13 protein-coding genes are annotated in these 12,412 nt (G+C 39.7%); 7 read left to right on the forward strand and 6 right to left on the reverse strand.

Features of this window, described 5'->3' with window-relative positions:
* Positions 1-26: 26 nt before the first annotated feature.
* The 4 genes from AA650_RS05115 to AA650_RS05130 all read right to left on the reverse strand — a co-directional run bounded on the left by AA650_RS05115 (position 27) and on the right by AA650_RS05130 (position 3,643).
* Positions 27-854: a class I SAM-dependent methyltransferase gene (locus AA650_RS05115; protein WP_053538232.1), complete on the reverse strand. Its 828-nt coding sequence runs from the start codon at positions 852-854 to the stop codon at positions 27-29.
* 9 nt (positions 855-863) lie between these two features.
* Positions 864-2,000 (reverse strand): beta-ketoacyl-ACP synthase, encoded by a 1,137-nt coding sequence (locus AA650_RS05120; RefSeq protein WP_053538233.1) that lies wholly within the window; start codon positions 1,998-2,000, stop codon positions 864-866.
* A gap of 132 nt (positions 2,001-2,132) precedes the next feature.
* Positions 2,133-2,915 carry a peptidylprolyl isomerase gene (locus AA650_RS05125; protein ID WP_053538234.1) on the reverse strand — a complete coding sequence of 261 codons (783 nt, stop codon included), beginning with the start codon at positions 2,913-2,915 and terminating at the stop codon, positions 2,133-2,135.
* Positions 2,916-3,073: 158 nt separating this feature from the next.
* Entirely contained in the window at positions 3,074-3,643 is a 570-nt protein-coding gene (locus AA650_RS05130) for a photosystem I assembly protein Ycf4 (protein ID WP_027402431.1), read from the reverse strand.
* Positions 3,644-4,267: 624 nt separating this feature from the next.
* Between AA650_RS05130 and psbD the strand changes: the two genes are divergently transcribed.
* From psbD to AA650_RS05155, 4 genes are all read left to right on the forward strand, one after another.
* Positions 4,268-5,323 (forward strand): photosystem II D2 protein (photosystem q(a) protein), encoded by a 1,056-nt coding sequence (gene psbD, locus AA650_RS05140; RefSeq protein ID WP_015080309.1) that lies wholly within the window; start codon positions 4,268-4,270, stop codon positions 5,321-5,323.
* Positions 5,307-6,689 carry a photosystem II reaction center protein CP43 gene (psbC, locus tag AA650_RS05145; RefSeq protein WP_027402430.1) on the forward strand — a complete coding sequence of 461 codons (1,383 nt, stop codon included), beginning with the start codon at positions 5,307-5,309 and terminating at the stop codon, positions 6,687-6,689. The genes psbD and psbC overlap by 17 nt, the downstream gene beginning before the upstream one ends.
* Positions 6,690-6,902: 213 nt before the next feature.
* Positions 6,903-7,883: a hypothetical protein gene (locus AA650_RS05150; protein ID WP_053538236.1), complete on the forward strand. Its 981-nt coding sequence runs from the start codon at positions 6,903-6,905 to the stop codon at positions 7,881-7,883.
* A gap of 176 nt (positions 7,884-8,059) precedes the next feature.
* Positions 8,060-8,683, forward strand: a complete 624-nt coding sequence (locus AA650_RS05155) for a Uma2 family endonuclease (RefSeq protein WP_053538237.1) — start codon at positions 8,060-8,062, stop codon at positions 8,681-8,683.
* Positions 8,684-8,693: 10 nt separating this feature from the next.
* Here AA650_RS05155 and AA650_RS05160 read toward each other — a convergent pair whose 3' ends face one another.
* Positions 8,694-9,527, reverse strand: a complete 834-nt coding sequence (locus AA650_RS05160) for an SWIM zinc finger family protein (protein ID WP_053541192.1) — start codon at positions 9,525-9,527, stop codon at positions 8,694-8,696.
* A gap of 285 nt (positions 9,528-9,812) precedes the next feature.
* On the opposite strand from AA650_RS05160, the gene AA650_RS05165 reads away from it, so the two are divergent.
* Positions 9,813-9,962, forward strand: a complete 150-nt coding sequence (locus AA650_RS05165) for a hypothetical protein (RefSeq protein WP_027402426.1) — start codon at positions 9,813-9,815, stop codon at positions 9,960-9,962.
* Positions 9,963-10,039: 77 nt separating this feature from the next.
* Here AA650_RS05165 and AA650_RS05170 read toward each other — a convergent pair whose 3' ends face one another.
* Positions 10,040-10,720: a tetratricopeptide repeat protein gene (locus tag AA650_RS05170; RefSeq protein WP_053538238.1), complete on the reverse strand. Its 681-nt coding sequence runs from the start codon at positions 10,718-10,720 to the stop codon at positions 10,040-10,042.
* 393 nt (positions 10,721-11,113) lie between these two features.
* On the opposite strand from AA650_RS05170, the gene AA650_RS05175 reads away from it, so the two are divergent.
* Together AA650_RS05175 and AA650_RS05180 are read left to right on the forward strand one after the other, a co-directional pair.
* A complete protein-coding gene (locus AA650_RS05175) occupies positions 11,114-11,440 on the forward strand; it encodes a YbjQ family protein (protein ID WP_027402424.1) in 327 nt (108 codons plus the stop codon).
* Positions 11,441-11,771: 331 nt separating this feature from the next.
* Positions 11,772-12,410, forward strand: coding sequence for a hypothetical protein (locus AA650_RS05180; RefSeq protein ID WP_053538239.1), 639 nt, complete (start codon positions 11,772-11,774; stop codon positions 12,408-12,410).
* Positions 12,411-12,412: the final 2 nt, after the last annotated feature.

The following is a 12,412-nucleotide window of genomic DNA, read 5'->3' on the forward strand; positions in this document are numbered from 1 at the left end:
AATGAAAAGAAAGGCTATCAATTAAACTATATCTCAGCTTTTTTGGCAACTTGAAAGGCTGAGATATAGGCGATTTGTATATTTCCTCCATAGTTATTTTCAATCTTTCTTCGTAATTCTGTAAATAAACAATTTCTAGTTTCTATATCTAGTTTTAAGTATGGAGTGTAAGTGCTTAAAAGTAATATAAAGTCATCCATACAATAATTAGCCTTACAGACAACTTGTTCGGAAACTAAATTTTTGAATTTACCTGAGTCAATAGCTTTTTGTCCTAAAGACTGTACTATCTCTTTTTGAGTTTCTATATCTTCATATCTATCCAAGGTTGGAGCATATTTTTGATAAATTTCTCGGAAACTTTGATATATTTCATATTCTGGTTGTGGTATCATATTCCACAGCAAAATTAAAGACCCATCATTCTGTAAAGCTTGATTAATCTTGAGATTACCAAATTCAGGATTAATCCAATGGTAAGAAGTTGCTGCTAAAACAGCATCAAATTTTCCAGGTTCTAGTTCCCATTCTTCAAAGGTTGTCTGATGTATTTCTACCTGTGGATACATTTCACAGTTTTTTCTTGCTAAATTACAAGCTGCTAAATTTGGTTCTAGACAGATCATAGAAAAACCTAATTGAGCAAATGCTAAAGTTGCATTTCCTGGTCCACAACCTAATTCTAGAATATTAGCTTTGCTGGAAAGTTGGGCTGCTTGTACAGCACCATTAATAATTTCTTGTGGATAGCGAGGTCTGAATTTATTATAAGTTTCTGCTACATGAGAATACCAGTTTTTTCTGGTTTCTAAGTCTTGAGAATATAAGTTTTTAAGTATTTCTAGTTCTTTCATGATTGATCCTTAATTCCCTAAAGCTATCACAGCATTTTGTCCACCAAAACCAAAGCTAAAACATAGGACTTGCTGAATTTTACTTTCTTGTGCTGAAGGGATGAAGTTTAAATTAAATTCTGGTTGCTGAAGTCCTACGCAGGGGGGCAAAATTTGCTGTTGCAATGCCATGAGTGAAAAGGCTACACCTAAAGCTCCTGATGCTCCTAATGTATGACCTGTGCTACCTTTGGTGGAACTAATCGCTAATTTTGGTGAAAATAAGTGTTGAATAATTTTACTTTCTATCCGGTCATTTAACTGGGTGGCTGTACCATGAGTGTGAATATAGTCTATGTCTGTGAGTGAAATATGACTACGTTCTAAACATTGCTTAATGGCTATGATGGCACTTTTACCTAATGGTTCTGGTGAGTTTCCATGATATGCGTCTGCTGTCAAGCCAAAACCTAATATTTCTCCATAAATTTTAGCTTGTCGTTGGGCTGCTAACTCCGCAGATTCAAGAATCAAAATAGCACCACCTTCACCTAGTACCAAGCCTTCTCGCTGTAAGTCAAAGGGATAAGCACCTGTTTTGGCTAAAGCCCCCATTTGCCTAAATCCGGCAATTGTTAGGGGGGTTATGGGTGCTTCTATTGCCCCTGTAATTACTCGTTGGTATTGCCCGGTTTTAATTAACATTGTAGCCTGAGCGATCGCCCAAATTCCCGTTGCACAAGCAGCCATTGGTGCTAAAACTGCTGCTGTTGAGCCTATTTTTCGGGCTATAGCGATCGCATTCATTTGCGGTAGAGTATTTAACCAATTGTCTAAGTTTGATTCTGCCTCTTCCTGATACATCTGTCGTGCCATGATCTCCCAAGATGCTTGATAACCCCGACTAGAACCAATTACTACAGCACAATCAAACAAAGGTGCTACCAATTCGGCATCTTGTAGGGCTGAATTAACAACTATTTCTGCGAGTGTATTTAATAAAGAGGGTTTTTCAGCAATTAATCCCAGGGGAAATATTCCCAATTCTGGAAATATTTGATGTAATTTAATCCCCGTTTTTCCTAATAATAAATTTTGCCAACTATCTTCTAAGCTTTTACCTAAAGCAGAAACTAAACCAATCCCAGTAACAACAACTTTAACCAATTTTAGATTTTATATAATAACTGAGGAGTCAGGAGGTAGGGGCGCAGGGCCTGCGCCCTTTCTCAGGAGTCAGAAGTCAGAAGTCAGAATACTTATAAAATCACAAATCAACAACTGACAACTGACCACTAACTACTGAGGAATTTTCAGATTTTCTGCACCTTTCGTGACTTTAGCAGACTCAATGCGATCGCCTTGCTGGATTTTGTTAACTACCTCAAAACCTTTAGTAACATTACCAAACACGGCATAGTTACCATCCAAGAACGATAAATCTGCTAAAGCAAAGTAAAATTGAGAAGAAGCAGAATCCGGGGATTGTGATCTAGCCATAGCGATCGCTCCTTGCTTGTGCTGTAACACAGGCTTCTCAGTAATAGTCTTACTGTAAATAGGATCTTTTGCGCCTTTTGGTTTAATTTCTAACGGTATCCGACGCTCATTTCCAGTTTGAGGATCAATATAACCACCGGTTCCCAATCTACTTTCGGGAAATTTGGGGTCTTTACCTTGTGGATCTCCACCTTGAACTACAAAAGGCTGAGGTTCGCGCACAACACGATGGAATACTAAACCGTCATAAACACCTTTTTGAACCAAATCCACAAAATTACCGCCAGTAATTGGTGCATTTGTCCCATCTATTTCAATCTCAATTTGTGTGGGATTAACTACTTCTCCACGCTTCACCGTCATCACCACCGTAGCCTTACCTTCAAGACGTGGTAAACCTTTGATTCCAGGAACACTCTCGCTAATAGTTTCTGATACTGTTTTTGCACTAGTAGTCGTGTCTGAGGTAGCTGTTGCAGTTGGGGATGCACTAGACGATGTTGTATTACTCGCACATCCTCCCAAAGTTAAAGCGCCAATCATCAATAGAACTACAAAAAATTGTGGAAATTTAAACCGCATTGTTAGTGACTGCATTAATCAAAATATCTTAATTTGTTCTTGCCCATTCCTGAAGTTTGGATTTTAAATTGTGAAAATAACTTGACCTCAGATCCCCGACTTCTCTAAGAAGTCGGGGATCTGATTCTTATTGTTCACCAATCCAAAATCCAAAATTCCTAGAGTCCTTCTAAAGATACTCCTAAAAAACGAGCTAATTCCGCACCTTGGGTTTCCAAATCTGCCAAAGATAAGGGTTGACCTACTCGTGTAAGGGGAATATCCCGTCTACCTTTAACCCGAAGATATAAAGCGCGTTGAGGATTCAGACCTTCCTTAATCAAAATCTTGACAGATTGTACATCTGAAATCCTGCCGTCAATTTGGATTTGACGATTTTTTCCGGGAAACCCCCAACGAAAGATTTTTAATGTCCCCGTTTCCCGATTGAACTCATTATAACCACCACCTAAATCCCATAGAACTACAAGCCACAGATATGTAGCTAATAGCAAGCCAGCAGCACCATATAGTCCCATCACCAATCCTTGAGGGACAAATATTAGTTGTGTTGCATCAGTAACTATGAGTAAATTAACTTTGAGATAACTAGAAATACTAGCTAAGAAAAAACCACTGGCTCCCATAGTCACAATACTTGCCCACCAGTAGTTACTAAACCGACGTGAACCAAGAACCTTTTGAGAGAGGATGTTCTCGCTTTTATTAATTGTTGTTGATACGGTCATTAAACTACCTTGGACTATCTTTCTCAAGTCTGCCACTGAAGCAGTCTGGATTGCAAGTTATCGAAGAGATGACAATGAATTTTATCCTCAACTTGCAGGATTTCAGGGCGCAGGCCATTCAGAGAATTTAGGGCGCAGGCCATTCAGAGAATTTAGGGCGCAGGCCATTCAGAGAATTTAGGGCGCAGGCCATTCAGAGAATTTAGGGCGCAGGCCATTCAGAGAATTTAGGGCGCAGGCCATTCAGAGAATTTAGGGCGCAGGCCCTGCGCCCCTACGAAGATTTATGAGAAAATCTGTGTCAAATTGTTAAAATTCTGATATTGATAGAAAATATTTAACTTCCTGTTCTATATCCAGCCCAAATTCTGACTAATGTGATAAGTTAAGAATCATTACGTTACCAAAACCTAGATTGCTGGTTAACGGTAGCCGATCATGTCATAATTTATGAGAAATGATCACTTTGTCAAGCAATCAGTTCTCACAATCTTAGCGTCTGTAAAGCTGCTAGGATTGAAAAAAAACGTTGAATTCCTCACGGCAGATGATATAAATCAGTAAACTTGCTGAAACACTGCTTAAAAAACGTTGAAATTTTAGTAAAAACGAGGATTTTAGTAAATGACCATCGCAGTTGGACGCGCCCCCAGTAGAGGGTGGTTTGACGTATTAGACGACTGGCTAAAGCGCGATCGCTTTGTATTCGTAGGTTGGTCAGGAATATTACTATTCCCCTGTGCCTTCCTCGCATTAGGCGGTTGGCTAACCGGTACAACCTTCGTCACCTCCTGGTACACCCACGGACTAGCATCTTCTTACTTAGAAGGAGCTAACTTTTTAACAGTAGCAGTATCCACACCAGCCAACAGCATGGGACATTCCCTGTTGTTCCTGTGGGGACCTGAAGCTCAAGGTGACTTCACCCGTTGGATTCAACTCGGTGGTTTGTGGCCTTTCGTCGCCCTACATGGCGCATTCGGTTTGATTGGCTTCATGTTACGCCAATTTGAAGTAGCCCGTCTCGTCGGTCTTCGTCCTTATAACGCCCTTGCTTTCTCCGGTCCTATCGCCGTATTCGTCAGCGTGTTCCTGATGTATCCTTTAGGACAATCTAGCTGGTTCTTTGCACCTAGCTTTGGAGTAGCCGCAATTTTCCGTTTCCTCCTATTCCTACAAGGTTTCCACAACTGGACACTCAACCCCTTCCACATGATGGGTGTAGCGGGAATCTTAGGTGGAGCTTTACTTTGTGCCATTCACGGTGCCACAGTAGAAAACACCCTATTTGAAGACGGCGAAGGTTCAAACACTTTCCGCGCCTTCAACCCTACCCAAGCTGAAGAAACCTACTCCATGGTGACAGCAAACCGTTTCTGGTCACAGATTTTCGGAGTTGCTTTCTCCAACAAACGTTGGTTACACTTCTTCATGTTGTTTGTCCCTGTGACAGGCTTGTGGATGAGTTCCATTGGGATCGTTGGTTTAGCATTAAACCTCCGGGCTTATGACTTCGTTTCCCAAGAATTACGGGCAGCAGAAGACCCAGAGTTTGAAACTTTCTATACCAAAAACATTTTACTAAACGAGGGTATCCGCGCTTGGATGGCTCCTCAAGATCAACCCCACGAACAGTTCGTATTCCCAGAGGAGGTACTTCCACGTGGTAACGCTCTCTAATAGAGTTATTAGTGGTGGACGCGACCAAGAATCAAGCGGCTTCGCTTGGTGGTCCGGCAACGCCCGTTTAATCAATTTGTCTGGTAAACTACTTGGCGCACACGTTGCCCATGCTGGTTTAATCGTCTTCTGGGCTGGAGCAATGACTTTGTTTGAAGTCTCTCACTTCATCCCAGAAAAGCCTATGTACGAACAAGGCTTGATTCTGCTTCCTCACCTCGCCACACTGGGTTGGGGCGTTGGTCCAGGTGGTGAAGTTTTTGATACATTCCCCTACTTCGTTGTCGGTGTACTTCACCTGATTTCCTCCGCAGTTCTAGGCTTTGGCGGTATTTATCATGCCGTTCGTGGTCCTGAAACCTTAGAAGAATATTCTGCCTTCTTTGGTTATGACTGGAAAGACAAGAACAAGATGACCAACATCATCGGCTTCCACCTGATCATCCTGGGATGCGGTGCGTTGTTATTGGTGCTGAAGGCTATGTTCTTCGGTGGAGTTTATGATACATGGGCCCCAGGTGGTGGTGATGTGCGTGTGATTACTAATCCCACACTCAACCCTGCAATCATCTTCGGTTATCTAATCAAAGCTCCCTTCGGTGGCGAAGGCTGGATTATTAGCGTTGATAACATGGAAGATGTTATCGGTGGTCACATTTGGATTGGTTTAACTTGTATTGCCGGTGGTATTTGGCACATCTTCACCAAGCCTTTTGCTTGGTCACGTCGTGCCTCCATTTGGTCTGGTGAAGCTTATCTATCCTATAGCTTAGGTGCGCTCTCCTTAATGGGGTTCATCGCTTGCGTTATGGTGTGGTTTAACAACACCGTTTACCCTAGCGAATTTTACGGTCCTACTGGTCCTGAAGCTTCTCAAGCTCAAGCTTTAACCTTCTTGATTCGTGACCAACGTTTGGGTGCTAACGTCGGTTCTGCACAAGGTCCTACCGGTCTAGGTAAATACTTGATGCGCTCTCCATCTGGTGAAATCATCTTCGGTGGTGAAACCATGCGCTTTTGGGATTTTCGTGGTCCTTGGTTAGAGCCTCTTCGTGGACCTAACGGTCTTGATTTGGAAAAAATCAAGAATGATATTCAGCCTTGGCAAGCTCGTCGCGCTGCTGAATACATGACCCACGCGCCTTTGGGTTCTTTGAACTCTGTCGGTGGTGTAGCTACGGAAATTAACTCCTTCAACTATGTGTCTCCTCGCGCTTGGTTGGCGACTTCACACTTCGTTTTAGGATTCTTCTTCCTCATTGGTCACTTATGGCACGCAGGTCGCGCCCGGGCTGCTGCTGGTGGTTTTGAGAAGGGTATTAACCGTGAAACAGAACCAGCAATGTTTATGCCTGACCTTGACTAGGTTTTTCTAGGCTTAATTACTGACAATATAATGCTTTTGATAGCTCTTGCCTAACCGCAAGGGCTTTTTTTGTATTTTTCTGTGTAAGTTCACACATTAAGCTTTGTTAAGCAAGAGTAAAAATTTAAAATAAATTTTGCACAGGTACTTACAATAATTAAACATTGCTGCTAATATACAATGTAACAAATAAATCTTACTAAGGGTCAAGTAATGAATAAGCTAAAGTTCAGCACTTCTGTATTGACAGTTGCTGCTGGTTTGGTAATGGGGACATCAATAAATCAAGTTGTTATTGCTGAGGAAGTTGTTGCAGAACCAATTACTCAGCCAGTAGTTACAAATGAAGTTATTGCCACATCAATCACTCCTGAAAAAACTGAAACTCATCCTCAACCAGGAACTTTCAGTTATAGTGCTGGTGATTTACTGGCAAAAAGACCACTGGATTTAGATATATTTTGCAAAAGTTATCCTTTAAATTCTCGCTGTACTGAGCGTTCTACTCCATCAAAACCACAGCCAGAAGAATCTAAACCTACCGAAGAAGCAAGCCAAACTCCTGTAAAAACTAGCGGTTGGGCAATTACACCTGAAATTAGTACATTAGGTGTTGGTGCAACAGTCACTAAGTCCATAACACCTAATGTCAATGCTAAATTAGGCATTAATGGCTTAGGTATAAGTAGAGATGTTAGCTTGTCCGATGTTGATTATAAGGCTAACCTCAACCTATTTAATGTGTCTACCTTAATTGACTACCTACCTTGGAAAAATGGTGGTTTTCATTTGACCGGAGGTTTGGTATTTCAAGATAATAATTTGGAAGGAACTGGGAAACCCAAGAATGGTGTGACCATTAGGATCAATGACAAAGACTATAACAGCACAACTGTGCTTACATCATTGAACTCTAAAGTTTCCTTTCCCAATAGTGTCGCACCATATATTGGACTGGGTTGGGGTAATGCTGTGAAGCCTGGTAAACATTGGGGATTCTCCACAAATTTAGGTGTAATGTTTGCTGGCTCCCCAAAGGTATCATTAACACCTGGGTTTGGTCCAGATGCAACGCCTGCTTTACAACAGGAAATTAATACTAACATCGAAGCAGAAAGGAAAAAACAAGAAAGCGATCTGAATTGGTTAAGTGTTTATCCTGTTTTTTCTCTTGGTATTTCTTACCAATTCTAGTTGACAATTTAGGGTGTGTCAGATGTTGAAAATATGTTTATTGTTACTGAGTTATCAACCTTGACGCACCCTAAAAGAGATGTTTAGTATCACATTTGCATAAATTCTACTTTTAATTTTCCTCTATACCAGTTGCTATAATTAAATTAACTTGTATTTTATTCTTAGATATACAAATGACCATCACCAAATATCGCGCTGATAGAGTCATACTTCATAACATCAGTTGGCAACAGTTTGAAAGTCTTCTCCAAGATTTGGGAGAAAATCGGGCTGCTAGGGTGGCTTATGATGATGGAAATTTGGAAATTATGACCCCTTTACCAGAACACGAACAATATAAAGAAGTAATTAGTGATGCAGTTAAAGATATCGCTGAAGAGTTGGATTTAGACTATGAAAGTTTAGGTTCAACTACCTGGAAAAAAGAACGCAAAATGGCAGGAATAGAGGCAGATAATTGCTTTTATTTTCAAAATGAACCATTAGTTAGAGGTAGATTAGATTTAGATTTGCAAAAAGATCCACCTCCTGACTTAGCTTTAGAAATTGATGTTACGAGTAAGTCTTTAGACCGTTTTCCTATTTATGCTCGTTTGGGAGTTTCTGAAATTTGGTGTTATGATTCTGGTGAGTTGAAAATCTATCTTTTGCAAGCTGGGGAATATCTAGAATCCGAGAAAAGTTCAGTATTTCCTAGTTTAGAAATTCGGGATTTACCAAAAATAATTGAACAAAATCGGGCAAATGGTAGACGGTCAATTAGGAAGGCTGTTAGGGAATGGGTACATCAGAAATAATTAAAAATATTCATCTCCCTACATTCATCGCTGCTAAAAAAGCTTTTTGACTGACATCTTGATAAAGGGATTTTAAATATTTCATCACCAATTCACCAGCAGGTAAATTAGTTGGATTTTCTTCATCTTTTGCTAAAGGAATTGTCCCTAATGTATCTAATACTGTTTCACTAACCGCAGGTGAAATTACTACTAAAGACGATTCTAACGGCTGATTATATTGCCAAAAATCATCTATTTTAACGGGATATTTATTTCCAGAAACTTCTGGTTGAATTGCCGATGTTTCCTGAATTGTCTCGACATTTTTAGTGCTGCGTAATTGGCGTAAGTCGCTGATAATTTGCTCTTTGGTGCGTCCACGTAGTTGAAATAATACAAAGGGGTCTTCACTAAAGCGATCGCCTAATTGATAATATACTGCACCTATATGTTTACAAGGAACAGCCTTATCAGGACAAGAACATTTACTGTGAACATCAGTAAGAGTAAAGGGAAACAACGATAAACCATTACTGATAAAAACTTCTTCAATATTTTGTGGCATTTCTCCCGCTAATAACTTAGCCGCAAAAATCGCCTTTTGGGACATAGTTTCCACCACATAACCCCATTCTTCATCACTAAAAGCATCAAGAGATAAAGAAACCTTATAAGGTTCTGCTTCACTACCTTGTACCCTCGCTAATACTTTCGCAGCTTTAAATTTAATACTGAGAACATTTCCTTGTCGAGAATAATTTCTTGCCCGTTCTAATCGCTTTTTAAATCGGTAAGAATCTAGTAGATCTAACCATCTTTGTGACCACCATTCCCGACTTGCTTGTAAGGTTTCGTTACTCATAATCTTTGATCTTTTTGTGGTGTCATAATCCAGTTCCCTCCCCGATGCTTTGGGGAGGGTTAGGGTGGGGTAAAAAATATTTGATACATCAACCATAACTTTTCAAACACCCTCTTAGCCATACTCCTGAATGGGCGCAAGCCCTGCGCCCCTGCCTCTTGCCTTGCTATAACGACAATTTTCAGTATAGATAAGATATATGAAGAATATGGGCAAATAGATAATCACAGTATTAAAGTACAAATGTCACCGATTAAAAGATTGAAAAAAAGGGGCTATAGTATTATGGCTATCTCCAAAATGTTTGCTGATATGGCTCAGTTTATTTCTGAAGCCTTCATGCGGATTTTCACCCCTGCTAATGATGCCTATCCTGTGATTGGGGTACAGCCCTTTACAGGGAAAATATATAAAAAAGGTAAAGCAGCTTGGTAACACTGAAGATTTTCCTCCATCCTAAAAGTAGGGACATGGTAAAAATTTTGATACCATGTCCCTATTTTTAATTGATTCTAACCGCCTATTTCTTGCAGCATTGCTTGTATTCTTGCAGCACCTTCCGCGTCATTTCCCTGCTGATATAAATCTAATGCCTTTTTGAAAACTTTGTTTGCTTGTGTCGTTTGTCGTCGTTGTTTAAACATAGAACCAATTAACTCATAGGTGCGGGGATTATTTTTATCTAAATTAATTGCTTGTTCATAAGCCCACATGGCTGATTGATAATCACCTAAGCTAGTTTGAGCAACTCCTAATCCTAAATAAGCGTTGAGATTATTCCGATTTAACTGGATAGCCCGACGGTAAGCTTCTTTTGCGCCTTTGTTATCTTTTGTACTACTTTTCAGATAACCAACAGCATAGTAAAAATCACTATTATTAGGATTAATGGCAATAGCTCGACGATAAGCATCTAAAGCGGAGGTGAAATTGCCTTGTTGAGTATATAAGTAGCCAATCCCAGCATAAATTCTTTCATTTTTGGGATCTAATTTTGCGGCTTTTTGATAAATAGCGATCGCTCCATTATAATCTTTAGAATCTACCAGTCTTTTCCCCTCATCTATCAAGTTTTTCAACTCTGGATTATTCACCTGTGTCAGTAGGACATCAGCTTTTGCTACTACAGGTGTGCTAGTAAATAAACATCCTAATAATAAGGCAGTTAACAGGACTGATGTTTTTTTGTACATAGTAAATTTTCCTAAATTTTCTTAACCCGTTTTTATTAGTACATTAAAACAAAATATTGATCTTTGTAATCTGTATTTATTCACATTTATAGAATATTAATAATTTATTAAAATTACTTGACATCTTCATAACTATAGGAATCCGGTTTGATTCCTGAATTTTCCGTTGAGTTAGGGAACAGGGAACAGGGAAGAAGGATTTCAGTATGTACCGAGTTCTGTATGGCTACGCCACGCAAGCTATCAAAAATCAAATAGGAGTCCTATATAACAATAAATTAATCCTTTCGCCAACCAATACTGATAAATTACACAAAATTGCAGGTATAATGGAGTGTGGAACGAGGGTTCCCCCTGAATTTGGCTATAGTCATCTAATTTCTCCATAAATGTATGCTTTTAACTACTACTGATGTGATTCAAGGTGCTGTAATTCAATCCTACTTAGGTATTGTTACAGCAGAAGTTGTCTATGGTAGCAATTTTCTCCGGGATTTTTTAGCGAGTATTCGGGATATTGTTGGTGGACGCACTGGCAGCTATGAGCGTCTCTTTGAAGAAGGGCAGCGGAAAGCAATGGAGGAATTAGAACAAAGAGCGCAACGTTTAGGCGCAGATGCTGTTGTCGGTATTGCTGTTGATACTGGGACAATTAATGTTGATCAATCTGGTGTTTTATTAGTAATTACAGCCACAGGAACAGCGGTCAAAATTCGTTAATATTTTGATAATTTTGCCATTTTCAAACATTTCTCATCTAGCCAATTTATAACTAAAGAAAGGGTAAACAACTCTTTCTATTGATAGAGATTGAGAATTATAATTAGCGATTTAATTTTAAATATGGGCATAAAAAAGATTTGATATAGCGGTATGCACTCTTGGTGAGATACAGTCAGCAAATCGTAAAGCCTGTAGGGGTTTTCCCTCACTCGATTGTATTGCACCCTAAAGATAACTGCTATAAGAAAAAATTCAAAACCAAAGATTTTTCAGGAAAAATATCCAAAATATAAGCAACTTTGCCGCAATAGCAAGGGAGAAAATAGCTATGTCATACGTAAATCGAGTCGGTGAGGAAATAAGTCCTTCTGAGTCTTTGATAGCTAGTAGAGTCACTGAATATCGGGACAGAGTGCGCTGGGGGCCAATAGTTTCCGGTGTGTTAGTGGCTTTAGCAACTCAATTAATATTGAGTTCATTTTTTAGCGCCCTTGGTGCAGGGAGAATTGCTGAATCCTTAGCACCAAGAACAGTTGCTCCTACTATTATTAGTAATGTCGGAATTTGGTCAACAATTGCATTATTACTATCCCTATTTATTGGTGCTTGGATCACTACCCGTGCTTGTGGACCCATGCACCGAGATACAGCAATACTCAACGGGGCAATTCTTTGGGCAACAACTTTAGCACTTAGCTCTTTTCTATTAGCAAATGGAGTCTGGGGTGCTTTTGGGGTAGTGGCTTATAATGCAGCACAAGTTATTAATCAACTACAGCAACAAGGTAATGTCATAGCACCAAATGCACCGATATTAACTGCTGAACAAACTCGTGATGTTGCTGCTGCTACTTCGAGAACTTTGTGGTTTTATGTTTTTGGTTCTTTATTAGGTTTACTTACTGCTTTAGTAGGAGCAGTTGCCGGCGCACGTACCACCTCTAGAACTAATAATTACAATTCTTGATT

The organism is Anabaena sp. WA102 (genome assembly GCF_001277295.1).
GTDB classification, from domain to species: Bacteria; Cyanobacteriota; Cyanobacteriia; order Cyanobacteriales; family Nostocaceae; genus Dolichospermum; species Dolichospermum heterosporum.